The following is a 24,308-nucleotide window of genomic DNA, read 5'->3' on the forward strand; positions in this document are numbered from 1 at the left end:
GCGGCGCATGTCGCAAGCCCCACGTTCGCTTTTCTCGCCCGCCCGCCACCGCGCCCAGCGCGACCGCATGGCGCGCCTGCCCGCGGCCGCCAATTTCCTCGCGCCGATCATCGCCGAAACCTTGCTCGACCGGCTGACGATGGTGACGCGCGAATTTCCCCGAACCCTGCTCGTCGGCGCGCACGACCCCGCGCTGATCGACCATCTTCGCGCTACCGGCACCGACCTCATAATCATCGAGGCGGCGCCCCGGCTCGCAAGCCGGACTGCGGCGATCGCGGTCGAGGCCGATGCGGTCGACCTGCCATTCGGCAGCTTCGACCTCATCGTCTGGCCGGGCGGGCTCGACAGCGTCAACGACGTGCCCGGCGCGCTCGTACGACTGCGCGCGCTGCTCGCGCCCGACGGCCTGCTGCTCGGCGCCTTCGTCGGCGACGGCAGCCTGCCGCGCCTGCGCCGCGCGGTGATGGCCGACGGCGTGCGGTCGATCGCGCGGTTGCACCCGCAGATCGATCTCGCGGCGATGGGCAATCTGCTCCAGCGCGTCGGCTTCGCGCTTCCCGTCGTCGATGTCGAGGCGCTGATCGTGCGCTATGGCGACTGGTTCGCGCTCGCACGCGACTTGCGCGCAACCGGCCTGTCGAGCCGCCTCGATCCCGCACCGCCGCCGCTGACCCGCGACGAGGCGGCGCGGATCGCCGCGGCGTTCGCGGCGCAAGCCGACCCCGACGGCCGCATCGGCGAAAGCTTTCGCCTCGTCCATTTCAGCGGCTGGGCGCCGCATCCCGATCAACCGCAGCCCGCGCGACGCGGCAGCGGCACCGCTTCGCTGACGGAGGCCCTCAAGCCGAAGGGCTAGATCAGTGCCTCGAGCAGCCCGATCAGCGGCTTGTCGGCGGGCGGCATGTCGAGGCCGTGTAGTTCTACCGGGCGCACCCAGCGAAGCGCGCTCGCATGCTGCGCGACCGGCGTTCCGTGCCATTTGCGGCATACGTAAAGCAAGAGCAGCAGATGCCGGTCGCCCAGCATGTCGCTCGCAAAGCAGGCGGGCGCGAGGCAGGCGTGATCGACATCGATCGCCAGTTCCTCGGCCAGTTCGCGGATCAGCGCCTGCTCGGGCGTTTCGCCCGGCTCGAGCTTGCCGCCCGGAAACTCCCAGAGTCCCGCCATCGCCAAGCCTTCGGGGCGCTGCTGGACGAGCAGCCGCCCGTCGCGGTCGACCAGCGCCGCGGCGACGACAACCAGCGATGTTTTTGGCGGTTTTCCGGGGATGAGCGCGGACAAATTGTTAACCTTCCTATGCGAATGCTGGATTCCTCGGGAACTATATTTCAGTCGGGGGTGGAACAATGCGAAACTTTTACAGGCTGATGCGGTCGACCAGGGCCGCCACGGCCGTCGAATATGGGCTGATCCTGGCCCTCGTCTTTCTGGCGGCCGTCGTCGCGGTCAGCAACGTCGCCAACTCCACCGGCAATATGTGGGGCAAGGTTTCGACCGCCGCGGACGCGAATATGTAGCCGCGGCGGCTGTCCCTTTTCGGGGCGGCCATGGGGCCCGTCCCCTCGCGCGACATTAAGATTTTCAAAACCTATTCGCCCTAAACCGCAGATGTTGACCCAGACCAGACCGTCAACAGGGTAAGTGAAATCAGGAGACCAGTCATGAAGTTCATCAAAAAGTTCGTCCGCGACACCAAAGCCGCCACCGCCATCGAATATGGCCTGATCGCGGCTCTCATCGCCGTCGCCGGCATCTCGGCCATGGGCCTCGTCGGCAACAGCGTCAGCAACACCTTCAATTCGGTTGCGTCGAACCTCGACTAATCGCGTTGGTTTGCGCGCTTCGCGCGCAACGAAAACGGAAGGGCGGTGGGTCATCCCACCGCCCTTTTTCGTGGTTTCGGACTTATCGGTTCGCGTAGACCACGACCTTGACCTTCTGCCCCGGCGTCAGCCGGCTTGAAGCGGTCAGCCGGTTGAGCACCTGGAACCGTTCGGTCTGATAATTGCTGTACGCCATCCGCCGCGCCAGGCTGGCGACGGTATCGCCGCGGCCGACGGTGACGACGTCGACGCGCCGCGGCCGGATCGCCGCCGCCTCGGCCGAGCTCAACCTCCGCACGCTGGTAAACATCGAATTGAAGGCGCTGCCCCGGCCCGCCTGTGTCAGCGCGACGAAGTGGAACGCCTGCCCGCGCGAAAATTCATAGGCGAAGACGGTGACGTCGACCTGACCCGACTGGCTGTTCACGCGCGCGGTCGAATAGGACGCCGGGATGCCGTTCACGGTCGTCCGCTGGATCGCGCTCGGGCTGATCGACGCATTGCCGGCGACCGCCCGGAAAGCCGCCGAGATATAGGCGTTCATGTCGCCACTATACGCTCCGGTCGAAAATTGCGCCTGTCCGCCATTGCCGCTGATCGACACCGCATCGGCGCTGTTCTGCATCCCGTAGCCGTTCGGCACCGTGAAGCGCAGCCGGAGATCGGGGTGCAGGAAATCGCGTCCTTCGATAACGCCCTGCGCCGGGTCGTCGCCGTACAGCACGCCGTCGACCGACGCGAGAAAGGCGTCGGCGTTGCGGTTACCGCCGCGCGCACCGACGCGGCTCGCCAGCGTTTGCGCGTTCCGCACGCGCGAGGCGGGGTCGGGGTGCGTGCTCGCCCATTCGGGCAGCGACCGCGCATCGCCGCCCGACAGGCGCGCGTCGAGGTTCGTCTGATTGGCGAGGCTCGCGAGCATCGTGGACAGCGCGAGCGGATCGTAACCCGCACTGCGGAGATATTGGACACCCAGCTGGTCGGCCTGCAACTCCTGACTGCGCGAGAAGCCCAGCGTCGCGAGCTGCGCGACGCGCATCGAATTATTCTGGAGCAACCCGCCCAGCCCGCCGAGCAGCCCGCCATTGTCGCCGATCGCGCTGCCGAGCACCGCGCCGAGCACGCCGAGGATCGAATTGCGCGTCGCCGCCGACTGGCGCTTCTTGCTGTGCTGCGCAGCGACATGGCCGACTTCGTGCCCGAGGACGCCGGCAAGCTCCGCCTCGTCGTTCATCAGCGCCATCAGCTGGCGGGTGACATAGATATAGCCGCCGGGGATCGCGAAAGCGTTGTTCACCGGCGAATTGAGCAGCGTCACGGTGAAATCGCTGGGCGACCGCGACAGGCCCGATTGCATCGCGATATTCTGTCCGACGCGGTTCACATAAGCGGCCTGTGGCCCTTTGTACGCGCCGCCGAATTCCTGGAGCAGCTGCGGATGCGCCTCGTCGCCCTGCTTGCGTTCGGCGGGCGAGATATTGGTCTGGGTCTTGATCGCCTTCAGCTGCGCGTCGGCGGGACTGCTGCCCCCTGCCATCGCGCAGCCCGTCAGAACCAGTGCCAGCGCCATCGTCGTCGTCATCCGGGCCATCAATGCACCTCCCTGCCTTACCGTCATTCAACCATACCGCCCGTGCTGAGTTTGTCGAAGCACCGTCCTTTTTCGGCCAAGCCAAAGGGAAAGGACAGTCCTTCGACAAGCTCAGGGCGAACGGTGGATAGAAATAGCCATAGCCAGGAAGGAAACGCCAGCTTCCGTGTTCTGGTTCCGGCCGGTCAGGCGCGTCCCATCGCGAGGAATTTTTCCTCGCGCGCGGCGAGCAGCGTATCGCGCGGCAACCCCGCCAGCGCGGCCAGCTCCTGTTCGATCGCATCGCCCAGCGAAGCGATCGCGGCTTCGGGCGCGCGGTGCGCGCCGCCGACGGGTTCGGCGACGATCCGGTCGATGACCTTGAGACCGAGCAGGTCCTGCGCCGACATTTTCATCGCCGCGGCGGCATCCGCCGCCTTGTCCGACGTGCGCCACAGGATCGAAGCGCAGCCTTCGGGCGAGATCACCGAATAGACCGCATGTTCGAACATCAGCACGCGGTTGGCGGCGGCCAGCGCGATGGCCCCGCCCGAACCGCCCTCGCCGACCACGGCCGCAACCATCGGCACGCCAAGCGCGAGGCATTGTTCGGTCGAGCGCGCGATCGCCTCGGCCTGCCCGCGCTCCTCGGCCTGAATGCCCGGAAAAGCGCCCGAAGTGTCAACGAGCGTCACCACCGGCAGGCCGAAGCGGTCGGCGAGCTGCATCAGGCGGATCGCCTTGCGATAGCCCTCGGGCTTCGCCATGCCGAAATTATGCTTCATGCGCGACGGGATATCGTCGCCCTTTTCATGGCCGATCACCATCACCCGGCGGCCGCGAAAGCGCGCGAGCCCGCCGAGGATCGCCTGATCGTCGGCGAAATTGCGGTCGCCCGCCAGCGGCATCCAGTCGTCGAACAGCCCCGCGACATAATGTTTGAAATGCGGCCGGTCGGGATGGCGCGCGACCTGCGTCTTTTGCCACGGCGTCAGCTTGCCATAGATTTCGCGCAGCAGTTTCGAGGACTTGTCCTCCAGCCGCGCGATGTCATTGTCGATGTTGAGCGACGGGTCGTCGCCCATTTCGCGCAGTTCGGCGATCTGTCGATCGAGCGCGGCGACCTGTTTTTCGAAGTCCAGAAAGGCTGTCATGCGGAGTCGCTAGGACGATGATGTGTCAAGGTCAACGCCATCCATGCGAGCAAGCGGGTGACGCTTGTTGACCAGCTCGACGAGGCGGCGGCTATCGACATGCGTGTAAATTTCGGTGGTCGCGATGTCGGCGTGGCCGAGCATCAATTGCAGCGCGCGCAGATCGGCGCCGCCTTCGAGCAGGTGCGTCGCAAAGGCGTGGCGCAGCACATGCGGGCTGATCGCGGTCGGGTCGATCCCGGCGCGCGCCGCGAGTTCGCGCAGCATCTGGAACAGCCGCACGCGCGAGATATGCGCCTTGCCCGACGGGAAGAGCCAGGGTGACCCGTCGACGAGCAGCGGCAGCCAGCGATCGAATGCCGCGCGTGCGCGCTGCGACAAAGGCACCAGCCGTTCCTTGTCGCCCTTGCCGCGGACGATCAGATATTCGCGTTCGCCCGCCACGGCGCGGCGCGGAAGCGACACGAGTTCGCTCGCGCGGAGACCCGACCCATAGAGAAGTTCGAGCAGCAGCAGCATGCGTACGGCGTTTGCCGACGGCGCTTCCCCAGCGGCTTCTTCACCCGCTTGCTCGAACAGCCGTTCGACATCGGCGTGGGTCAGGATGCGCGGCAACGGCCGCCGCGTTGCGGGCCGCGCTATGTCGAGCGCCGGATTGTCCGCCCGCTCGCCCTCGTCCAGCAGGAAAGCGTAGAACTGCCGCAGCGCCGACAATTTGCGCGCCGCGCTGCTCGCGGCAAGCGGCTGATAATCGGCCATCAATTTGCGCAAAGTCGAAGCATCGGCGTCGCCGAGCGGGCCTTTGATCCACTCGACCGCCTGTTCGAGATCGCGGCGATAGGCGGCGAGCGTGTTGCGCGACGCCCCGCGCTCGGCCGCCATCATTTCCAGAAAGCGGCCGATTAACGCGCCGTCAGACACGCACCAAGGCTTCGGCCGCGATCATCCGCGCTTCGGCTTCGAGGCCGACGTCGCGCAGCGCGCGGACGATATAATAGAGATGGTAGGGCGGCACTTTCGACCATTCGCCCTGCATACCCGTCGCCGCGAGCAGCGCCACCATGCCCGGCTCTCGCCGCTCGGCCGCCGCCATGATCGCCCGCGACCAGCGCGTCTGCTTGCCCAGGTCGACACTGAGGTCGCTCGCCGCCGAGGCCGCGGCGTTCGCATCGAGCCGCCCGAGACCCGCGAGACCCGCGAGCAGGAATTTCGAGCGCAGCGTGTCTACGCTGTCGTCATCGTCCGAAAACCGCTCGACCGCGCCCGCGCTCGTGCCGCTGAGCGCCCGCGGCGAACCGACCGCGAGCACGCCCCACGCGCGGCTGCCCACCGACACGCTTGGAACCCAGGCGAGCGCATTCGCGTCATAACCGCCCGCGAGCATCGACCCCAACAGTTGCCACGGATCGCCGCCGGTATCGGTGCTGGGTGAAAGCGCGGCGGCGGCGCGCGCGGTCGCGACCATCGCGGCATAGGTTTGCGCGGTGTTTCCGCCCGCCGCCCACAGCTGCTCCATCGCGGCATAACGTTCGGCGCCGGTGGCGAGACGAAAGGCGCCGCGAAGCTGCTCTGTCTGCGCCGCGAGCGTTTCGCCGGGCTCTTCCTCGCTCGCCGCGGCGCTGAGCAGCGACACATAGGCCTCGTTCGACAGCACCCCCCGCGCCGCCGCCTCGGGCGCTGCGGCGATGCGGTCCGCCATGTCGGTCATCGGCGCGAGAACCATCCAGCCCTTCATATAATAGGGCGCGACGGTCCGCAGCGTTTCGGGAACCGGAATCGCGGTCGCGGTGGCCATGCCGAAACGCCAGCTCGTCAGCCGGTCGATATTGTCCCATTCGATCGTCGTCGAACGCCGGCCCGCGCCGGTCGCCCCAAGCACGCGTTCGGCGAGCAGAACGTCGAAGTTCGAAATCTTGCCGCTCGACCGCACGCGGCCGATCGCCCAGCCGGCCGGTCCGGCCTCGCCCGACAGGCCCGCGCAAATCGCGGCCGAAAGGCGCCACGTTTGCTGATCGCCATGCGCGAGCCCCGCCGGCACATAGGGGCACATGCCCGCCGGATCGGCGGTGGCGAGATAGACTTGCTGCGCCGCGGCGACGAGGCGCGGGCTCGCGCGGTCATAATCGACCGACTGGACGATCCGGCGCGCGGTGGTCGATTCGCCCATGCGAAGCAGCAGCGACGCGCGCTCGGCGGCCAGGTCCGCGCCGTTGATGGTGTCGGGCGTATCGATCGCCGATGCGAGGGCGCGGCGAAGCAATATCTGGCCCCAGCGTGAGGCGAACTGACCGCTCGTCTTGCGCATGATCGCCGCGGCATATTGCCCGCGAACCCCGAACGCGTCGGGGGCAAGCCCCCCGGTTTCGGGGGTGAGCGGCCCGATGCGGGTGAGCAGGCGGCGCGCGCCGGGCGGCAGATCATATTTCAGCCCGCCCGATTCGACCTCTTCCTCTTCCTCGCCCTCTTCATCCGCTGCGCCGACCGTGGTGGTATCGAGCGTCGGCGTGACCGGCGGCGGCACGGCGCCGTTCGTCGGCGCCGAACCCGGCGTGGGCGTCGCGGCGGGTGACGGCGTCGGTGAGGATTTCGGGGCGGGCGTGTCGGGGGGCGTGCCGAACCCTTCGGGCAACAGCGATTCCTGTGCGATCACAGGCAGCACCAATATGGCGGCGAGCGCGGTGGCCGACAGGCCCAGCGTCAACGACAGCGTGTTTTTTTTCATCGCGCCGCGCCTTCGGCAATCTTGTCGGTCACATTCACCTCAATCATTCCGGCCTGATCGGTCATGACGCCGCAGCCCGCCGTTCGTCCGGTATCGCGCAAAACCATTGTTCCGCGCCGCACGGGCGGTATAGCCGCGCGCACCATGTCGCGAAACCCGAAAAGCCCGGCTGCTGCCATCCCCGCGTCGATCCGCGACCGGTCGATCGTGCTCGTCGGGTTGATGGGGTCGGGCAAATCTACGATCGGCCGCCGCCTCGCGCAGCGGCTGGGCATGCGCTTTGCCGACGCCGACGACGAGATCGAGCGCGCCGCCGGCATGACGATTTCCGACATTTTTTCGCGCTTTGGCGAGGCGCATTTCCGCGATGGCGAGCGTCGCGTGATCGCGCGCCTGCTCGCCGAAAAGCCGATGGTGCTCGCGACCGGCGGCGGCGCCTTCATCAACGAGGAAACGCGCGCGCTGATCCTGAAGGACAGCGTCTGCGTCTGGCTCGACGCCGACATCCCGACCCTCGTCGAGCGCGTCGGTCGCCGCAGCCACCGCCCGCTGTTGAAGGACCGCGACCCCGGCGAGGTGCTTCGCGAACTGGCGGCGGTCCGCAATCCCATCTATGCCGAGGCGCCCTTGCGCGTCAGTTCGGCGAGCACGCCGCACGATCATACGGTGCGCGCGATATTGGAGGCCCTATCAAAGTGGGAAGATCCGCTATGGAAACGCTGACGGTCGAGCTGGGCGCTCGCAGCTATCCGATCCTGATCGGCGACGGGCTGATCCGCAAAATCGGCGAGCATGTCGCGCCGCTGCTGAAGCGCCCGCGGACGATGATCGTCACCGACGCGCATGTCGCCGACCATTATCTGATTCCGCTCGGCACCTCGCTCGCGATGGAGAATATCTCCATTTCCTCCTTCGTGCTCGAGCCCGGCGAAGGCACGAAGAGCTGGGCCGGCCTCGCGCGCCTGACCGAATGGCTGATCGGCGAAGGCGTCGAGCGCGGCGACCATGTCATCGCACTGGGGGGCGGGGTGATCGGCGACCTCGTCGGTTTCGCGTGCAGCATCGTCAAGCGCGGCTGCAACTTCATCCAGGTCCCGACCACCTTGTTGGCGCAAGTCGACAGCAGCGTCGGCGGCAAGACCGCGATCAACGTGCGCGCGGGCAAGAACCTGATCGGCGCCTTTCATCAGCCGGCGATGGTCGTGATCGACCCGACGACGCTCGAAACGCTGCCGCGCCGCGAGCTCGGCGCCGGCTATGCCGAGGTCGTCAAATATGGGCTGATCGACGACGCGGACTTTTTCGCCTGGTGCGAAGCGAACGGCGCGGCCTTGCTCGCCGGCGACAGTGTTGCCCGTCACAAGGCGATCGCGCACAGTGTCGCCGCCAAGGCGCGCATCGTCGCCGCCGACGAGCGCGAGACGCAGGATATCCGCGCCCTGCTCAACCTCGGCCACAGCTTCGGCCATGCGCTTGAGGCCGAGACGGGCTATTCGGACCGGCTGCTGCACGGCGAGGCGGTCGCGGCGGGCATGGTCCTCGCGCACCAATTCTCGGCCGCTAACGGCCTCTGCCGCACCGAAGACGCGATGCGCGTGCGCGACCACCTCGCCAGCCTCGACCTGCCGCATAGCCTGGCGAGCGCGGGCGTGAACATAGGCGGCGCTGAACTCGCCGCGCATATGGCGCACGACAAGAAGGTGCGCGGCGGCAAGCTGCCGCTCATCCTCACCCGCGGCATCGGGCAGAGCTTCGTCACCGACAAATTTGGCCTCGATAGGGTGGCGGCGTTCCTCGACGGACAGCGTGCCGCATAGGAACGGCTAGCTCTCGCTCGTCAGTCCCGCCGCCTCATTCTCTTCGCGGGCCGCTTTCGCCGCTTGCCGCTTGCGGCGGAATTTTTCGAGCACGCTGTCGGCCTCGCGCCCGCCGCCCGGCTTGAAGCGATGGTCCATTCCCGCCGACAGGTCGCCCTCGTCGAGCTGCACCTGCAGCCGCGTATCGTCGAGATGGCGCAGGGTCGCCTCGACGTCGTCCATCTCAGCCGGGTCGACATCAAGGTGGCGCAACGCCGTCAGCCCCATCGCGATCGAGCTTTCAAACACCTCGCGGATGACGCCATCGACACCGGATCCGTCGATCGCGAGCAATTGTCGCCTGTCGAACACGCGCATCAATATCTTCGCGTTCGGGAAGGCCTCAACGATCGGTCTCATCGCTTCGGCGTCGACCGACGCATCATCCATGCAGAAGATGATCAGCCGCGCTTCCTCGGCCCCCGCCCGGCGGAGCAGGTCGATCCGCAACCCGTCGCCGAAATAAACCTTGGTGTCGAAGCGGCTCGACAGCTCGATCTGGCTCGGCTTCTTGTCGATCAGCGTGACCGAGCAGGCGACGCCGTGCAACATCTGCGAGACGATCTGACCAAAGCGCCCATAACCGACGACGATCGCCGACCCGCGCGGCGCATCGGCCGGGTCGTCGAGCGCCGGCTGGTCGGTTTCGGGCGCGAATTCCAGATTGCGTGCGAACAGCATCAGAAAGGGCGTCGAAATCATCGACAAGGTGACGACGGCACTGAACAGGCTCGCCGCTTCGGGCTGGATGAGCAACGCGTCGGTCGCTTGCGCAAAAAGGAGGAAACCGAACTCGCCGCCCTGGCTCAGGAGCAAGCCAAGCCCCAGCGCCGCTTTCCAGGGCTTGCCGAAGAGGCGGATGATCAAGGCGAGGACCGAAAATTTGACGGCGACCAATCCCGCCGCGAGCGCGAGCACCAGCAACGGGCGCTCGATAACCGCACCGATGTCGAGCACCATGCCGACCGCGAGGAAGAAGAGGCCAAGCAGGATCAGGCGGAAGGGCTCGATGTCCGATTCGATCTCGTGCCGGTAGGGCGAGTCCGCGAGCATCACGCCCGCAACGAAAGCGCCGAGCGCTGGCGAGACGTGCAGGCTGTGCATCAACGCCGCGCTGGCGAGAACGGTAAGCAGGCCGACGACGACGAACAATTCGCGCTCGCCATAACGTCCGATGATCCGGAGCAACGGATTGACGACGAAGCGGCCGGCAAGAACCAGCACGACGATCGCCCACAACGTGAAGAAGGCCATCTGCCACCCCGACGGCGCGGAAGGATCGGCCGGCGCCCGCGACAGCACGGCGACGATGGTGATCATCGGGACGATCGCCAGATCCTGGAACAGCAGGATCGAAAAGGCCTTTTCGCCGAAGGGCGAGTTGATCCGGCCCGAGCTTTTGAGCCCCGGCAGCACCTGCGCGGTCGACGACAGCGCGAGCGGCAGGCCGAGCGCGAGCGAAGCCGCGGGACTGAACCCGAGCGTCAGATGGATGAGCGCGGTCAGCACCAGCCCCGTCACCACGACCTGAACCATGCCGAGCCCGAAGATCGCGCGCCGCATCTGCCACAGCCGACCGGGCGACAATTCGAGCCCGACGAGGAAGAGCAGGAAAGCGATGCCAAGCTCGGCAAAGGCCAGCTTCGATTCGCCGCCACCGACAAGCCCTAGTCCGTGCGGCCCGACGATCGCGCCCGCGATCAGGTAACCGAGCACGGCGCCAAGGCCGAGCCGGCGGAAGATCAGCACGAACAAGGTCGCAACCCCGAGCAGGATCGCGCCTTCGATCAGCGCGGTGTCGGTAGCCCTCTCGGCCGCTTCGGAGGCGGCCGCCGTGAGCGCGAGCAGCGTCACGCCGCCGCCCGCTCCTCGAGCGCCGCGACCGCGGCATCGAAGGGCAGCAGGATCGCCCCCTGACGCGCGGGATAGTCGCGCGCGGGGGCGAGCAGATCGAAGCCCGGCCAGTCGGGCCGATCGCCCTCGCCCGCGAACCAGCCCGCGATGGCGCCCCGCGCGGCGCGGATTTCGGCGAGCCCCAATCCCGGCGCATGGCGCGCGAGCAGCGCCGCCGACGCTTGGCCAAGCGCGCAGGCTTCGACGTGCAGGCCGACGCGCGTCACAAGGCCCGTATCGTCGGTGTCGAGATCGAGGATGATCGCGCTTCCGCACAGCGGGGCGCGCTTGCTGGCGCGGAGACGCGCATCAGCGAGCGGCAGATAGTCGGCGGTCGCGACCGCGAGCGCCAATATGTCGCGATTGTACAGCGGCGCGCTCATGGTGCGTCGTCCTTCGCGGCCTCGGCCTCGCGCGCTTCGGCCCGCCGCTCGGCGATCACCTTGCTCATCGCCGCGCTCGTCGCGTTGAGCGCCGGATAGGTGCGGCTGCCCGTCATCCAGGCCGGACGCTGCGCATTCCCGTAGCCGATGTCGTAGAGCAAAGTCACGACCATGAAGCCGATCGTCGCGATCAGCAGCCCCTTCACCGCGCCGAACCCCGCACCGAGCCCGCGGTCGAACCCGCCGACGAGCGACGCGCGGCTGCGCTGCCCCATCGCGCGCGATCCCCATTTGGCGAGCACAAACACGCCGCCGAACAACAGCACGAACGCCAGCATCGCCGCGCCCCCCTCGGTCCCGACCCAGCCCACGAGCAGGTCGGTGACAAGCGGATGAAAGAAGCGCACTGCCGCGATCGCGAGGACCCACGCCAGCAGCAGCGTCACTTCCTGCACGAGGCCGCGCGAAAAACCGAGCACCGCGCCGCCGCCGACCAGCACCAGCACGACGATATCCAGAGCCGTCAGACTTCCCATTTTGCGGTCGCTAGTCGCGACCGAGCATCAGGTCAACGAGTTCGCCGAGCCGGGCGAAGCCGGTGACCGAAATCCCGCCGACCCCTTTCATTCCTTGTGGCCCCCAACCGCGCGAAAAACCGAGCTTCGCCGCTTCGCGCAGGCGCAGCCCATCGTGCGCGACTTGCCGCACCTCGCCCGACAGCGACAGTTCGCCGAAGACGATCGCATCCGCGGGGACCGGCCGCTCGCTGAACGCCGAGATCAGCGCGGCGGCGACCGCGAGATCGGCGGCGGGATCGGTGAGCCGATAGCCGCCCGCGATGTTGAGATAGACTTCGGCGGCGCCCATCTGCAGCCCGCAGCGCGCCTCCAGCACCGCAAGCACCATCGCGAGGCGCCCGCTGTCCCAGCCCACGACGGCCCTGCGAGGCGTCGCTCCGCTCGCGAGGCGCACGGTGAGCGCCTGCACTTCGACGAGCACCGGGCGCGTGCCCTCCAATGCGGGAAAGACCACCGATCCCGGCACGTCGCGGCTGCGGTCGGTCAGGAACAGGCTCGACGGGTTGCTCACCTCGCCCAACCCTTCCTCGCCCATCGCGAACACCCCGATCTCGTCGGTGCCGCCGAAGCGATTCTTCACGGCGCGCAGGATGCGATACTGGTGGCTGCGCTCCCCCTCGAACGCCAGCACCGTGTCGACCATATGTTCGAGCACGCGCGGTCCCGCGATCGTGCCGTCCTTGGTCACATGGCCGACCAGCACGATCGCGGCGTCGCTGTCCTTGGCATAGCGGATCAATTCCTGCGCGCTCGCGCGGACCTGGCTCACCGTTCCGGGGGCACTGTCGATCAGGTCGCTGTGCATCGTCTGGATCGAATCGATCACGACGAAATCGGCGTCGCGGCCGTCGAGCGTCGCAAGGATGTCGCGCACCGAGGTCGCGCTCGCGAGCGCGACCGGCGCATTGCCGAGCCCCAGTCGCTGCGCGCGGAGCCGCACCTGCGCCGCGGCCTCCTCACCGCTGATATAGACGACCGACTTGCCCGCCTTCGCCAGCCGTCCCGCCGCTTGGAGCAGCAAGGTCGACTTGCCGATTCCCGGATCGCCGCCGATCAGCGTCGCCGACCCCGCGACGAACCCGCCGCCCAGCGCCCGGTCGAACTCGGCGATCCCGCAGAGCATGCGCTCGGGCATCTTGCTGTCGGCGTCGAGCGTTTCGAGCGCGAGCGTCCGCCCCCCGCGGCTAAGATCGTGCTTCGCCGAAAACACCGTCTCGCCGGCTTCCTCGACCAGCGTGTTCCACTCGCCGCAGTCGGCGCACTGCCCCTGCCAGCGATAGGTGGCGGAGCCGCAGTTCTGGCAGACATATTGACGTTTCGCTTTGGCCATGCCCGGCGCTTAACCGGAACAAAGGACGAACGCTAGCGCTTTCATCGAAGCCGACGGTTCAGTTTTGGCCCGCGTTGTTCTAGGGGGTCGTCAAATCCGAATCGCCTCGCACAAGAAAGCCCATCCCATGAAATTCTTCGCCGACACCGCCGAAATCGCCGACATCCAGGAACTCGCCGCGACCGGCCTGCTCGACGGCGTCACCACCAACCCGTCGCTGATCGCCAAGTCGGGCCGCGACTTCAAGGACGTGACCCGCGAAATCTGCGCGCTCACCACCGGCCCCGTATCGGCCGAAGTCGTCGCGCTCGACCATGCAACGATGATGAAGGAGGCCGAAATCCTCCGCAAGATCGCCGACAATGTCTGCATCAAGGTGCCGCTGACGATCGACGGGCTCAAGACGTGCAAGGCGCTGACCAGCGACGGCACGATGGTCAATGTCACGCTCTGTTTCTCGGCGGCGCAGGCGCTACTCGCCGCGAAGGCCGGCGCGACCTTCGTCTCGCCCTTCGTCGGCCGCCACGACGACAATGGCTTTGACGGCATGCAGCTCATCTCCGACATCCGGCTGATCTACGACAATTATGGCTATGAGACCGAGATCCTCGTCGCGAGCGTCCGCCACGGCATCCATGTGCTCGAAGCCGCGAAGATCGGCGCCGACGTGATGACCGCGCCGCCGTCGGTGATCAAGGGGCTGTTCAAGCATATCCTGACCGAAAAGGGCATCGAAGGCTTCCTCGCCGACTGGGCGAAGACCGGGCAGTCGATCTGAGACACGCCTCACGCTCTTAGCAGTTGACGTAAACGTTAAGTCATCGCGATACTCGCCCGAAAGGGAGAGATTCGCGATGACCGACACCACCATCCTCGCCGAACAGCGCGGCCATATCCTGATCGTCACGATCAACCGGCCCGAGGCGCGCAACGCCGTCAATGCCGCGGTCCACATCGGCATCGGCACCGCGCTCGAAGAGGCCGAGACGGATTCCGAAATCCGCGCCGTCGTCATCACCGGCGCGGGCGACAAGAGCTTCTGCGCCGGCGCCGACCTCGTCGCGCTGTCGCGCGGCGAAAGCCTCTATCCCGACGATCCGGCGCAGCAGGCATGGGGTTTCGCGGGGATGGTTTCGCACCCGATCTCGAAGCCGATCATCGCCGCGGTCAACGGCTTCGCCTTTGGCGGCGGCTGCGAGATCGCGCTGATGAGCGACATCATCGTCGCCGCGGACCACGCCCAATTCGGCCTGCCCGAAGTCAAGGTCGGGCTGTTCGCCGCGGCGGGCGGCGCCTTCCGCCTCGCGCAGCAACTGCCGAAGAAGCTCGCGATGGAATATATGCTGACCGGCGACCCGATCCCCGCCGCGCGCGCCGCCGAATTCGGGCTGGTCAATCATGTCGTCCCGCTTGCCGAGCTCATGCCCACCGCGCTCGCGCTCGCCGAAAAGATAGCTGCCAATGCCCCGCTGTCGGTGCAGGCGTCGAAGCGCGTCGCGCTCGGCATAGAGGACGGCCGCATCGCCGCCGACGCGCCCTTTTGGGAGCATAACACGCGCGAACGCGGCGTGCTGATGCGCAGCGAGGATGCCCGCGAAGGCCCGCTTGCCTTCGCGCAGAAGCGCAAGCCCGAGTGGAAAGCGCGCTGACGATGACCCAAGGGACAAAAACGTCCGATCCCGAACGCATTCCCGTCATCATCGGGGTCGGGCAGATCAACGACCGGCCTGAAGACCCCGATCAAGGCCTCGACTCGCTCGGCCTGATGGTCGAGGCATTGAAGATTGCCGACGCAGATGCGGGCGGCGGGCTCCTCGCCGATCTCGACAGCCTCGCGATCGTCGATCAGATCAGCTTCCACAGCCTCGGCAAGCTCTGCGAGCCGCTCGCCGCCGCGATCGGTGCCAATCCCGCGATCAATTACCAGTCCGCCGCGCCTCACGGCGACACGCCCGTCCGGCTGCTCAACGAGGCCGCGAACCGCATTGGCGCGGGCGAGGTCAAGCTCGCCGCGATCGTCGGCGGCGAGGCGCTGCGCACCGCCGCCGGCCGCGCTGCCAAGGCCGCGAGCGGCGAGGACAAGAGCTATAATGCGATCCGCAAGGTCGCGACACGACGCGAGCCCAATTACGCCCAGAAGCACGGCCTCGCCGCGCCGGTCGATGTCTATCCGCTCTACGAAAATGCGACACGCGCCGCGTGGGGCGAAAGCCTCGAGGATGCGCAGTTCGAAAGCGCCGAAATCTGGTCGCGCTTTTCCGACGTCGCCGCCGCCAACGACGGTGCATGGATCCGCAAGCCCGCAAGCCCCGAGGACATCCTCAAGGTCGACGAGCGCAACCGCCCGATCGCTTTCCCCTATTCGAAACTGATGGTCGCCAATTCGTCGGTAAACCAGGGCGCGGGCTTCATCGTCGCGAGCCTGGCCGAGGCATGGCGCCGCGGCATCCCCGAAGATCGCCTGATCCATATCGGCATGGGCGCGGCGGCAAAGGAGCCGCCAAGCATCCTCCACCGCGACCGCTACGACGGCAGCGTCAGTATGGAAACCTCGATCACCCGCACGCTCGAACTGAACGCAATGACCGCCAAGGATTTCGATTTTGTCGAGCTTTACAGCTGCTTCCCCTGCGTGCCCAAGATGGCGCGGCGCATCCTCGGCTGGCCGTGGGACCGCCCCGCGACGGTGTTCGGCGGCCTCACCTTCGGCGGCGGGCCGATCGCCAATTATATGAGCCATGCTGTCGTCTCGATGGTCGAAAAATTGCGCCACGAGGGCCGCTACGGGTTCCTCTTCGCCAATGGCGGCTTCGCGACCGACAATCATTGCATCGTGCTGGGCAACAAGCCGATTGCCGCCGCGAGCTTCCCACAGGATTTCGACTATCAGGCCGAAGCCGAAGCGAAGCGCGAGCCGGTCCCCGAGCTGATCGAGGATTATGCGGGGCCGGCGACGATCGAGAGCTATACGGTGTTTTATGGCCGTGATGGGGCGCCGAAAGCCGGTGTGGTCGTGGCGCGCACGCCCGCAGACAAGCGCACGCTCGCGCATGTCGATGTCAGCGATGCAGTAATGCTGGCGTTCCTGACCGATGGCAAGGCTGAGCCGGTTGGGACAACCGGCCAGATCGTGCCAATCGATGAAGGTTTCGGCTGGCGCGCAGCCTGATCTCCCCTCCCATTCATGGGAGGGGTCGGGGGAGGGCCTGTTTCGACGCGACGGCGCGGGAGCGTCACATGCCCTCCCCTAGCCCCTCCCGCAAGCGGGAGGGGAACTGGTCAAATGTCGAACGAAACCCCCTGCGCCAGCGGCAGCACGTCCGAATAATTCAGCGTATTGGTCGCGCGGCGCATATAGGCCTTCCAGCTGTCCGAACCCGACTCGCGCCCGCCGCCGGTCTCCTTCTCGCCGCCAAACGCCCCGCCGATCTCGGCGCCGCTCGTCCCCAAATTAACGTTCGCGATCCCGCAATCGCTTGCGACCAAGAAGCGCTCGGCCTCGCGCATGTCGGTGGTGAAGATCGCCGACGACAGGCCAGCCGCGACGTCGTTATGCAACTCGATCACCGCGTCGAGGTCGTAATAGCGCATGACATAGAGGATCGGCGCAAAGGTCTCTTCGAGCACCGGGCCGACCTGCCCCGGCATCTCGACGAGCGCCGGCTTCACATAAAAGCTCGCGCCTTCGCCAACGCGCTCGCCGCCGTGAACGACACCGCCCGCCGCCTTGGCGGCCGCGAGCGCGTCCTGCATCATCTCATAGGCCGCGCGGTCGATCAGCGGACCGACGAGCACCTCGCCCTCCAGCGGATTGCCGACGCCGACGCTCGCATAAGCTGCCTTCAGCTTGGCGACGAACCCGTCGTAGATGCTGTCGTGCAGGAATAGGCGCCGCGTCGTCGTGCAGCGCTGCCCCGCGGTCCCCATCGCGCCGAACGCGACGCCGCGCAGTGCGAGGTCGAGGTCGGCCGAGGGCGCGACGATCACGCCATTGTTGCCGCCAAGTTCGAGGATCGCGCGCGCGAAACGCTGCGCCAGCCGCGGCGCGACCGCGCGGCCCATCCGCGTCGAGCCGGTCGCCGACACCAGCGCGACGCGCTTGTCGTCGACCAGCGCCTCGCCGGCTTCGCGCCCGCCGATCAGCAACTGTGCCAGCCCCGCGGGCGCGTCGCCGAACCGCGCCACCGCACGCTCGAAAATCGCCTGCGTCGCCAAGGCGGTCAGCGGTGTCTTTTCCGACGGCTTCCAAACCACGCTGTTGCCGCACACCAGCGCGAGCGCCGCGTTCCACGCCCACACGGCAACGGGAAAGTTGAACGCCGAAATCACCCCGACGGGCCCAAGCGGATGCCAGACCTCCATCATCCGGTGCCCCGACCGCTCGGTCGCGATCGTCAGCCCGTAGAGTTGGCGCGACAGCCCGACCGCGAAGTCGCAGATGTCGATCATCTCCTGCACCTCGCCCGCGCCTTCGGACGGGATTTTGCCCGCCTCGATCGTCACCAGCTTCGCCAGATCGTCCTTCGCCGCGCGCAATTCCTCGCCCCACAGGCGGACGAGTTCGCCCCGCCGCGGCGCGGGGACATGGCGCCACGCGCGAAAAGCCGCGGTCGCGGCGTCGAGCTGCGCGTCGATCGCGGCGCCATCAACCACCTGCACCATCGCCAGTTGTTCGCCCGTCAACGGCGTCACCGACGGCATCGATCCGTCGGTCCACAGCGTGCGGTCCACGCCGAGTCCATCGAGCAACCGCGCGACCTCTTGGCCCAATGCCGTCATCATCTGTCCCTTCATTGGCGCCGACGCGCCCTTGCAGTTTGTGGCTCGCGGGTTATCGCAGCGGGCGAACAATGCAATGCCGATTGGGAGAGTCGTCCGTGTCCGAATTGTCGCCGTCAGAACCCTTTGTCCCCGTTCCGGCCGATGCCGCGGCGAACACGCATTGCAGCGCCGCCGATTACGACGGGCTCTACGCGCAAAGCATCGACGATCCCGACGCGTTCTGGGCCGAGCAGGCGAAGCGTCTCGACTGGATCACCCCGCCGACGAAGATCGCAAACTGGTCCTACGATCCCGTCGAGATCAAATGGTATGAAGATGGCGTCCTCAACCTCTGCCACAACGCCGTCGACCGCCATGTCGCTGCGGGCCATGGCGACCGCACCGCGATCATTTTCGAACCCGACGCCCCCGACGGCGAGACGCGGCATATCAGCTACAAAGCGCTGCTTGCCGACGTCATCCGCTTCGCGAATACGCTGAAGAAGATGGGCGTCCAGAAGGGCGACCGTGTCACCATCTACATGCCGATGATCCCCGAAGGCGCGGTCGCGATGCTCGCCTGCGCACGCATCGGCGCGGTGCACAGCGTCGTCTTCGGCGGCTTCTCGCCCGAGGCGATCCACGGCCGCATCGAGGATTGCGGCAGCGACTGGGTGATCTGCGCCGACGAGGGGCTGCGCGGCGGCAAGAGAGTTCCTCTGAAAGCCAATGTCGACAAGGCGCTCGAGCGCGTCGATGTGAAGGCGGTGCTCGTCATCGCCCACACCGGCGGCGACGTGAGCATGAAGGAAGGCCGCGATCATTGGTACGACGCGCTGTCGGCGGATGTCGGCGACACCTGCCCGTGCGAGCCGATGAATGCCGAGGACCCGCTCTTCATCCTCTACACCTCCGGCTCGACCGGCAAACCCAAGGGCGTCCTCCACACCGTCGGCGGCTACAGCGTGTGGACCGCAAGCACCTTCTATTATGGCTTCGACTATCGCCCGGGCGAGATTTTCTGGTGCAGCGCCGACATCGGCTGGGTCACCGGACACTCCTATGTCGTCTACGGCCCGCTCCAGAATGGCGCGACCACCCTGATGTTCGAGGGGGTGCCCAATTATCCCGACCACGATCGCTTCTGGCAGGTCGTCGACAAGCATAAGGTCAACATCCTCTACACCGCCCCGACCGCGATCCGCGCGCTGATGCGCGAGGGCGACGATTATGTGACGCGGCACGACCTGTCGTCGCTCCGCCTGCTCGGCAGCGTCGGCGAGCCGATCAATCCCGAGGCGTGGCGCTGGTATCACCAGATCGTCGGCAAGGGCCGCGTTCCCGTCGTCGACACCTGGTGGCAGACCGAGACCGGCGGGATCATGATCACCACCCTGCCCGGCGCGCACGCGATGCAGCCGGGCAGCGCCGGCAAGCCCTTCTTCGGCATCCGCCCGCAATTGGTCGATGCCGAGGGCGCCGTGCTCGTCGACGAACAGACCGGCGGCGCGTCCGAGGGCAATCTCTGCATCACGCACAGCTGGCCCGGACAGGCGCGGACGATCTATGGCGATCACCAGCGCTTCGCCGAGACCTATTTCTCGACCTACAAGGGCAAATATTTCACCGGCGACGGCTGCCGCCGCGACTCCGACGGTTACTGGCGGATCACCGGCCGCGTCGACGATGTGATCAACGTGTCGGGTCACCGCATGGGCACCGCCGAGGTCGAAAGCGCGCTCGTCCTCCACGAGGATGTCGCCGAGGCCGCCGTCGTCGGCTTCCCGCACGATATCAAGGGTCAGGGCATCTACGCCTATGTCACATTGAATGCCGGGGTCGAGCCGACCGACGAAATCGTCGCGGCGCTCAAGCAGCAGGTCCGCAAGGAAATCGGCCCGATCGCGACCCCCGACCATATCCACCTGACCCCGGGCCTGCCCAAGACGCGAAGCGGCAAAATCATGCGGCGCATCCTGCGCAAGATCGCCGAGAATGATTTCGGATCATTGGGCGACACCTCGACGCTCGCCGACCCGAGCCTGGTCGAAGGACTGATCGAAGGGCGGAAGAATCGCTGATCTTCCCCCCTCCCATTTATGGGAGGGGTCGGGGGAGGGCCTGTCCCCGAACCGAAGTATTGAGAGAGCTACAAGCCCTCCCCTAGCCCCTCCCGCAAGCGGGAGGGGAACTTAGAAATGAAAGTCCGGCAGTTCGGCCAGCGCGATCCCCAGCGCCTCGGCCCAGCCGTTCGCGACGCTTTCGAAATAGGGGTCGTTGCGCTCGAAGCGGCGCTCGCGCACTGTGGTGAAGTCGTCGCGCTCATGGATTTTCAGGTCGATCGGCAGGTCCACCCCCGCATTCGCCCGGATCGTCGAATCGAACGAGACGCAGAGCAGTTTCACCGAATCCTCGAACGACATCGCGGGATCATAGGATCGCACGATGATCGGCCGGCCATATTTGGTCTCGCCGATCTGAAAAAAGGGATTATCCTCCCCCGCCTCGATGAAATTGCCTTCGGGATAGATCAGGAACAGCCGCGGTTCGGCACCCTTGATCTGCCCGCCGACGATCAGCGAGGCGCGGAACAGCGAATCCGCCGCGGATTGGCCCTCGTCGTTGTGGCGCATCACGATGTTGCGCAGCGTTTCGCCGACGATCGTCGCGACCGCGAACATCGACGGCGCCGCCAGGATCGACGGATGCCGCTCCTCGGGCGCCTTGGTGCGCTCGTCGAGCAGGCTCACCACGGCTTGCGTCGTCGCCAGATTGCCCGCCGACATCAGGGTGATCACGCGCTCGCCCGGCACGTGCCAGCTGCGCATCTTGCGGACCTGCGAAATGTCGTCGACGCCCGCATTTGTGCGGGTGTCCGACATGAACACCAGTCCCTTGTTCAACCGCATGCCGACGCAATAAGTCATCGAATCCCGTATTCCCCGCCCGGAAAGTCCTGATCGTCCGGCCCGCTTATTGCTGGACCTGCAATTGGACAACCAGATTTTCCTGCGCCGCACCATAGCGCATGCCGCGAACCGGGGCCGCATCGCGATAATCGAGCCCGGTCGCGACGCGAATATAACGCCGGTCGGGCGAGTGGCCGTTGCTGATATCGAACCCGATCCAGCCGATATGCTCGAAATGCGCCTCGGCCCAGCCGTGCGTCGCATCCTGACGCGTCCGGTCGTTCATCATCAGATAGCCCGAGACATAGCGCGCCGGATGCCCCAGATGACGCATCGCGGCGATGAAGATATGCGCATGGTCCTGGCACACGCCGCCCTCGCCGGCGAGCGCCTGCTCGACTGTCGTCTCGGCGTCGGTGACCCCGATCCGGTAAGGGAGCTTGTCGAGGATCAGCGCCGACAGCGCATGCGCCCGCTCGATGTCGTTCGCGAAATCGCGGCCGAGTTCGGCGGTCAGTGAGCGCACCCCGCGTCCCGCGCGCGTCAGCGGGGTGGGCCGCAGGAAGGTCCAGAGCGGCATCGCGCCGCGGTGCGGTCCGATCACGCCATCCCATGTGATCAGCTCGACTTCGCCGGTGCAGCGGATGACGAGTTCGCTCGTCCCGCCGTTTACCGCGATCAGATCGACGCCATTGCCATGATGATCGGTATAATGAAGCTGCTGCGCGCCGCCCTCGATCTCGATCGTCCAGTCGTGGATCAGCTGCTGTCCCGGCCGTTCCTTTGGCGTCAGCTTGACCTGCTGCAGCGCGTAGCGGACCGGGCTGTCGTACCGATAATGGGTGATGTGTTCGACGCGCAGGCGCATAGTCACTCCACAAAACGGTAATCGCGCTCGATCTGCCGCGCGAGCGCGGCATTGGCGCGGAGGAAGTCGGTTATGAACTCGTGCAGCCCGCCGTCAAAGATCGACGCGATCGGGCGCGAGAGCCGGTCGCGGCTGATCGCCGTGCCCATTCGCACCGCCTCGGCCTCCTCGCCATAACTGCGCTGGAGCAGCCCGAGATTGTCGTTCATCTGATCGCAGCAGAAAGCGAGGCTGCGCGGCATCTGCTTGTAGAGGATCAGAAATTCGGCGATTTTCAGCGCGCTGATCTCGGTCCCATAGAGCCAGTGATAGGCGCGGTGCGCCGACACCGAGCGCAGGATCGTCTCCCACTGCACATTGTCGATCGAGCTGCCGATATGCGCGACCGACGGCAGCAGCAGATAATATTTGACGTCGAGGATGCGCGCGGTGTTGTCGGCGCGTTCGAGGAAGGTGCCGAGCCGTGCGAAATTATAGCCGTCGTTGCGCAGCATCGTACCCGAAAAGGTCCCGCCGACCTGCGCGCTCTGCCGCCGGATCGCCGCGAGCACATCGGGCAAATCATCCTCGCGCACCTGCCGCTTGAGCAGCGCGCCGAGCGTCATCCAACTCGTATTGACCGCCTCCCACACCTCGCGGGTCATATAGGTGCGCGCGGTGCGCGCATTGTCGCGCGCGCGCTTGACCACCGACAGGATGCTCGACGGATTGGCGGGATCGCGCAGCAGGAAATCGACGACGCGTTGCGAGATATAATCCTCGCCATGCGCCTGCCGGAACGCGAAATCCTGCCCCGCGGTGACGAGCACCGACCGCCATTCCGACCGCGCGGTGCTCGACCGCGTCAGCGCGATGCGAAACCCCGCGTCGATCAGCCGCGCATTATTCTCGCTCCGTTCGAGATAGCGCGCCATCCAGTAGAGGCTGCCGGCGGTTTTCCCCAGCATCGCCGTCAGTCCTCCAGGACCCAGGTGTCTTTGGTCCCGCCGCCCTGGCTCGAATTGACCACCAGCGACCCCTTGCGCATCGCGACGCGCGTCAGCCCGCCGGGCGTGATCTTGATCCCCTGCGGCGACATCAGCACGAAGGGACGCAAATCCACATGCCGCGGCGCGAGCCCCGCCTTGGTGAAGATCGGCACCGTCGAGAGCGACAGCGTCGGCTGCGCGATATAATTGCGCGGGTTCGCCTCCAGCTTGGCACGGAAGGCCGCGATCTCCTTCTTGCTCGCCGCGGGGCCGACAAGCATCCCATATCCGCCCGACCCGTGCACTTCCTTCACCACCAGTTCGGGCAGCCGGTCGAGCACCTCGCGCAGATGCTCGGGTTCCGAACAGCGCCACGTCGGCACATTGGGCAGCAACGCCTTCTCGCCCGTATAGAATTCGATGATGTCGGGCATATAGCTGTAAAGCGCCTTGTCGTCGGCGATGCCCGTGCCCGGCGCGTTGGCGATCGTGATCGCGCCGGCGCGATAGACGTCCCAAATCCCCGGCACCCCGAGCACCGAGTCCGGCCGGAAGTTCAGGGGATCGAGGAAGTCGTCGTCGACGCGGCGATAGAGGACGTCGATCGGGGTATAGCCCTGCGTCGTGCGCATCGCGACGCGGCCATCGACGACGCGAAGGTCGTGCCCCTCGACCAGTTCGGCGCCCATCTGGTCGGCGAGAAAGCTGTGCTCGAAATAGGCGCTGTTGTGGATGCCGGGCGTCAGCACCGCGACCGTCGGCGTGCCGTTGCAGGCGGGCGGCGCGCAGGCCGCGAGCGACTTCAGGAGGTTGAGCGGATAGTCGCCGACTTCGCGCACCGAAATCTTCGCGAACAGCTCGGGGAACATCTGGAGCATCGTCTCGCGATTCTCGAGCATGTAGGACACGCCCGAGGGCGTCCGCGCATTATCCTCGAGCACATAATATTCGTCGGCGCCGGTCCGGACGATATCGATGCCGCTGATATGCGTATAGACCCCGCCCGGCGGGTCCATGCCCATCATCATCGGCAGAAAGGCCTCGTTGCGCGAGATCAGCTCGACCGGCACGCGGCCGGCGCGCAAAATCTCCTGCCGGTGATAGATGTCGTGGAGGAAGGCGTTCAATGCGCGCACGCGCTGTTCGATCCCGCGCGACAGCCGCCGCCATTCGCTCGCCGCGATGATCCGCGGCACGACATCGAAGGGGATCAGCCGCTCGTCGGCTTCATCCTCGCCATAGACGTTGAAGGTGATGCCGGTGGTGCGGAAAAACGCCTCCGCCTGCTGCGTCTTGCGCTGGATGCGCGCCGTATCCTCGCGGCCGAACCAGTCCGAATATTCGCGATAGGGCGACCGGACCTCGCCCCCCTGTCCGGTCATCTCGTCGAAAAAATGAATGCGCCAGCCCTTTCCACGCAACACGCCACCGGTCCGGCCGCGATGCTTAGGGCGTCCGCGGCCCCATAGTTCCTGCCTGCTGCGTCGCTTGTC

Annotated in this window: 23 protein-coding genes; 9 read left to right on the top strand and 14 right to left on the bottom strand. The window is 66.4% G+C overall.

Annotated features, from left to right (window positions below; translation table 11 throughout):
* The first annotated feature begins 7 nt into the window (after window positions 1-7).
* Window positions 8-859, top strand: coding sequence for a methyltransferase domain-containing protein (locus GGR90_RS13715; protein WP_167922003.1), 852 nt, complete (start codon window positions 8-10; stop codon window positions 857-859).
* On the opposite strand, the gene GGR90_RS13720 is transcribed toward GGR90_RS13715, so the two are convergent.
* Window positions 856-1,284 (bottom strand): (deoxy)nucleoside triphosphate pyrophosphohydrolase, encoded by a 429-nt coding sequence (locus tag GGR90_RS13720; RefSeq protein WP_167922004.1) that lies wholly within the window; start codon window positions 1,282-1,284, stop codon window positions 856-858. The two genes, GGR90_RS13715 and GGR90_RS13720, sit on opposite strands and share 4 nt — an antisense overlap.
* An 86-nt stretch (window positions 1,285-1,370) precedes the next feature.
* Between GGR90_RS13720 and GGR90_RS13725 the strand changes: the two genes are divergently transcribed.
* Together GGR90_RS13725 and GGR90_RS13730 are read left to right on the top strand one after the other, a co-directional pair.
* Window positions 1,371-1,520 carry a Flp family type IVb pilin gene (locus GGR90_RS13725; protein ID WP_342449940.1) on the top strand — a complete coding sequence of 50 codons (150 nt, stop codon included), beginning with the start codon at window positions 1,371-1,373 and terminating at the stop codon, window positions 1,518-1,520.
* A gap of 144 nt (window positions 1,521-1,664) precedes the next feature.
* Window positions 1,665-1,826 (top strand): Flp family type IVb pilin, encoded by a 162-nt coding sequence (locus tag GGR90_RS13730; RefSeq protein WP_037554190.1) that lies wholly within the window; start codon window positions 1,665-1,667, stop codon window positions 1,824-1,826.
* A gap of 82 nt (window positions 1,827-1,908) precedes the next feature.
* Here GGR90_RS13730 and GGR90_RS13735 read toward each other — a convergent pair whose 3' ends face one another.
* The 4 genes from GGR90_RS13735 to GGR90_RS13750 form a co-directional block, all read right to left on the bottom strand.
* A complete protein-coding gene (locus GGR90_RS13735) occupies window positions 1,909-3,405 on the bottom strand; it encodes a M48 family metalloprotease (RefSeq protein WP_167922154.1) in 1,497 nt (498 codons plus the stop codon).
* A gap of 194 nt (window positions 3,406-3,599) precedes the next feature.
* Window positions 3,600-4,547, bottom strand: coding sequence for an acetyl-CoA carboxylase carboxyltransferase subunit alpha (locus tag GGR90_RS13740; RefSeq protein WP_167922006.1), 948 nt, complete (start codon window positions 4,545-4,547; stop codon window positions 3,600-3,602).
* A 9-nt stretch (window positions 4,548-4,556) separates the two neighbouring features.
* On the bottom strand, window positions 4,557-5,468 hold the full coding sequence (locus tag GGR90_RS13745) for a tyrosine recombinase (RefSeq protein ID WP_167922007.1): 912 nt from the start codon (window positions 5,466-5,468) through the stop codon (window positions 4,557-4,559).
* Window positions 5,461-7,269 carry a hypothetical protein gene (locus tag GGR90_RS13750; protein WP_167922008.1) on the bottom strand — a complete coding sequence of 603 codons (1,809 nt, stop codon included), beginning with the start codon at window positions 7,267-7,269 and terminating at the stop codon, window positions 5,461-5,463. Before GGR90_RS13750 ends, GGR90_RS13745 begins: the two co-directional genes overlap by 8 nt.
* A 144-nt stretch (window positions 7,270-7,413) precedes the next feature.
* On the opposite strand from GGR90_RS13750, the gene GGR90_RS13755 reads away from it, so the two are divergent.
* Both GGR90_RS13755 and aroB read left to right on the top strand, forming a co-directional pair.
* A complete protein-coding gene (locus GGR90_RS13755) occupies window positions 7,414-7,992 on the top strand; it encodes a shikimate kinase (protein WP_167922009.1) in 579 nt (192 codons plus the stop codon).
* Window positions 7,980-9,086, top strand: a complete 1,107-nt coding sequence (aroB, locus tag GGR90_RS13760; RefSeq protein ID WP_167922010.1) for a 3-dehydroquinate synthase — start codon at window positions 7,980-7,982, stop codon at window positions 9,084-9,086. Before GGR90_RS13755 ends, aroB begins: the two co-directional genes overlap by 13 nt.
* A 6-nt stretch (window positions 9,087-9,092) precedes the next feature.
* On the opposite strand, the gene GGR90_RS13765 is transcribed toward aroB, so the two are convergent.
* The 4 genes from GGR90_RS13765 to radA are packed head-to-tail and all read right to left on the bottom strand — an operon-like array spanning window position 9,093 to window position 13,309.
* Window positions 9,093-10,973, bottom strand: coding sequence for a cation:proton antiporter domain-containing protein (locus tag GGR90_RS13765; protein ID WP_167922155.1), 1,881 nt, complete (start codon window positions 10,971-10,973; stop codon window positions 9,093-9,095).
* A gap of 2 nt (window positions 10,974-10,975) precedes the next feature.
* Complete coding sequence (locus GGR90_RS13770) at window positions 10,976-11,401, bottom strand: iron-sulfur cluster assembly scaffold protein (protein ID WP_167922011.1); 426 nt, start codon at window positions 11,399-11,401, stop codon at window positions 10,976-10,978.
* Window positions 11,398-11,937 carry a CvpA family protein gene (locus tag GGR90_RS13775; protein ID WP_209023751.1) on the bottom strand — a complete coding sequence of 180 codons (540 nt, stop codon included), beginning with the start codon at window positions 11,935-11,937 and terminating at the stop codon, window positions 11,398-11,400. Before GGR90_RS13775 ends, GGR90_RS13770 begins: the two co-directional genes overlap by 4 nt.
* A 10-nt stretch (window positions 11,938-11,947) precedes the next feature.
* Window positions 11,948-13,309 (bottom strand): DNA repair protein RadA, encoded by a 1,362-nt coding sequence (gene radA / locus GGR90_RS13780; protein WP_167922012.1) that lies wholly within the window; start codon window positions 13,307-13,309, stop codon window positions 11,948-11,950.
* A 127-nt stretch (window positions 13,310-13,436) separates the two neighbouring features.
* On the opposite strand from radA, the gene fsa reads away from it, so the two are divergent.
* The 3 genes from fsa (at window position 13,437) to GGR90_RS13795 (ending at window position 16,478) form a co-directional block, all read left to right on the top strand.
* The gene (gene fsa / locus GGR90_RS13785) at window positions 13,437-14,087 is read left to right on the top strand and encodes a fructose-6-phosphate aldolase (RefSeq protein ID WP_167922013.1); all 651 of its coding nucleotides are present in this window, start codon (window positions 13,437-13,439) and stop codon (window positions 14,085-14,087) included.
* A 76-nt stretch (window positions 14,088-14,163) separates the two neighbouring features.
* Window positions 14,164-14,958: an enoyl-CoA hydratase-related protein gene (locus GGR90_RS13790; protein WP_167922014.1), complete on the top strand. Its 795-nt coding sequence runs from the start codon at window positions 14,164-14,166 to the stop codon at window positions 14,956-14,958.
* 2 nt (window positions 14,959-14,960) lie between these two features.
* On the top strand, window positions 14,961-16,478 hold the full coding sequence (locus tag GGR90_RS13795) for an acetyl-CoA acetyltransferase (protein ID WP_167922015.1): 1,518 nt from the start codon (window positions 14,961-14,963) through the stop codon (window positions 16,476-16,478).
* Window positions 16,479-16,588: 110 nt separating this feature from the next.
* On the opposite strand, the gene amaB is transcribed toward GGR90_RS13795, so the two are convergent.
* On the bottom strand, window positions 16,589-18,091 hold the full coding sequence (gene amaB, locus GGR90_RS13800) for an L-piperidine-6-carboxylate dehydrogenase (protein WP_381449591.1): 1,503 nt from the start codon (window positions 18,089-18,091) through the stop codon (window positions 16,589-16,591).
* Window positions 18,092-18,186: 95 nt separating this feature from the next.
* On the opposite strand from amaB, the gene acs reads away from it, so the two are divergent.
* Window positions 18,187-20,151, top strand: a complete 1,965-nt coding sequence (gene acs, locus GGR90_RS13805) for an acetate--CoA ligase (RefSeq protein WP_167922017.1) — start codon at window positions 18,187-18,189, stop codon at window positions 20,149-20,151.
* A gap of 111 nt (window positions 20,152-20,262) precedes the next feature.
* Here the strand turns inward: acs and GGR90_RS13810 are convergent, their stop codons facing one another.
* Genes GGR90_RS13810 through GGR90_RS13825 form a run of 4 tightly spaced genes read right to left on the bottom strand, consistent with a single transcriptional unit; the run spans window position 20,263 to window position 24,197 of the window.
* Window positions 20,263-20,997, bottom strand: coding sequence for a proteasome-type protease (locus GGR90_RS13810; protein WP_167922018.1), 735 nt, complete (start codon window positions 20,995-20,997; stop codon window positions 20,263-20,265).
* A gap of 46 nt (window positions 20,998-21,043) precedes the next feature.
* The gene (locus GGR90_RS13815) at window positions 21,044-21,847 is read right to left on the bottom strand and encodes a transglutaminase family protein (RefSeq protein WP_167922019.1); all 804 of its coding nucleotides are present in this window, start codon (window positions 21,845-21,847) and stop codon (window positions 21,044-21,046) included.
* A 2-nt stretch (window positions 21,848-21,849) separates the two neighbouring features.
* On the bottom strand, window positions 21,850-22,794 hold the full coding sequence (locus tag GGR90_RS13820) for an alpha-E domain-containing protein (RefSeq protein ID WP_167922020.1): 945 nt from the start codon (window positions 22,792-22,794) through the stop codon (window positions 21,850-21,852).
* Window positions 22,795-22,799: 5 nt separating this feature from the next.
* Entirely contained in the window at window positions 22,800-24,197 is a 1,398-nt protein-coding gene (locus GGR90_RS13825) for a circularly permuted type 2 ATP-grasp protein (RefSeq protein ID WP_209023754.1), read from the bottom strand.
* Window positions 24,198-24,308 lie beyond the last annotated feature (111 nt).

Origin of the sequence: Sphingopyxis italica (genome assembly GCF_011926545.1) — a bacterium.
GTDB classification, from domain to species: domain Bacteria; phylum Pseudomonadota; class Alphaproteobacteria; order Sphingomonadales; family Sphingomonadaceae; genus Sphingopyxis; species Sphingopyxis italica.

Bases quoted from the DNA above. Each gene is read 5' to 3' on its own strand.
- GGR90_RS13715 (WP_167922003.1), top strand. From the start codon at position 8: ATGTCGCAAGCCCCACGTTCGCTTTTCTCGCCCGCCCGCCACCGCGCC.
- GGR90_RS13725 (WP_342449940.1), top strand. From the start codon at position 1,371: ATGCGGTCGACCAGGGCCGCCACGGCCGTCGAATATGGGCTGATCCTG.
- GGR90_RS13730 (WP_037554190.1), top strand. From the start codon at position 1,665: ATGAAGTTCATCAAAAAGTTCGTCCGCGACACCAAAGCCGCCACCGCC.
- GGR90_RS13735 (WP_167922154.1), bottom strand. From the start codon at position 3,405: ATGACGACGACGATGGCGCTGGCACTGGTTCTGACGGGCTGCGCGATG.
- GGR90_RS13740 (WP_167922006.1), bottom strand. From the start codon at position 4,547: ATGACAGCCTTTCTGGACTTCGAAAAACAGGTCGCCGCGCTCGATCGA.
- GGR90_RS13750 (WP_167922008.1), bottom strand. From the start codon at position 7,269: ATGAAAAAAAACACGCTGTCGTTGACGCTGGGCCTGTCGGCCACCGCG.
- GGR90_RS13755 (WP_167922009.1), top strand. From the start codon at position 7,414: ATGTCGCGAAACCCGAAAAGCCCGGCTGCTGCCATCCCCGCGTCGATC.
- aroB (WP_167922010.1), top strand. From the start codon at position 7,980: ATGGAAACGCTGACGGTCGAGCTGGGCGCTCGCAGCTATCCGATCCTG.
- GGR90_RS13770 (WP_167922011.1), bottom strand. From the start codon at position 11,401: ATGAGCGCGCCGCTGTACAATCGCGACATATTGGCGCTCGCGGTCGCG.
- GGR90_RS13775 (WP_209023751.1), bottom strand. From the start codon at position 11,937: ATGGGAAGTCTGACGGCTCTGGATATCGTCGTGCTGGTGCTGGTCGGC.
- radA (WP_167922012.1), bottom strand. From the start codon at position 13,309: ATGGCCAAAGCGAAACGTCAATATGTCTGCCAGAACTGCGGCTCCGCC.
- fsa (WP_167922013.1), top strand. From the start codon at position 13,437: ATGAAATTCTTCGCCGACACCGCCGAAATCGCCGACATCCAGGAACTC.
- GGR90_RS13790 (WP_167922014.1), top strand. From the start codon at position 14,164: ATGACCGACACCACCATCCTCGCCGAACAGCGCGGCCATATCCTGATC.
- GGR90_RS13795 (WP_167922015.1), top strand. From the start codon at position 14,961: ATGACCCAAGGGACAAAAACGTCCGATCCCGAACGCATTCCCGTCATC.
- amaB (WP_381449591.1), bottom strand. From the start codon at position 18,091: ATGATGACGGCATTGGGCCAAGAGGTCGCGCGGTTGCTCGATGGACTC.
- GGR90_RS13810 (WP_167922018.1), bottom strand. From the start codon at position 20,997: ATGACTTATTGCGTCGGCATGCGGTTGAACAAGGGACTGGTGTTCATG.
- GGR90_RS13815 (WP_167922019.1), bottom strand. From the start codon at position 21,847: ATGCGCCTGCGCGTCGAACACATCACCCATTATCGGTACGACAGCCCG.
- GGR90_RS13820 (WP_167922020.1), bottom strand. From the start codon at position 22,794: ATGCTGGGGAAAACCGCCGGCAGCCTCTACTGGATGGCGCGCTATCTC.
- GGR90_RS13825 (WP_209023754.1), bottom strand. From the start codon at position 24,197: ATGACCGGACAGGGGGGCGAGGTCCGGTCGCCCTATCGCGAATATTCG.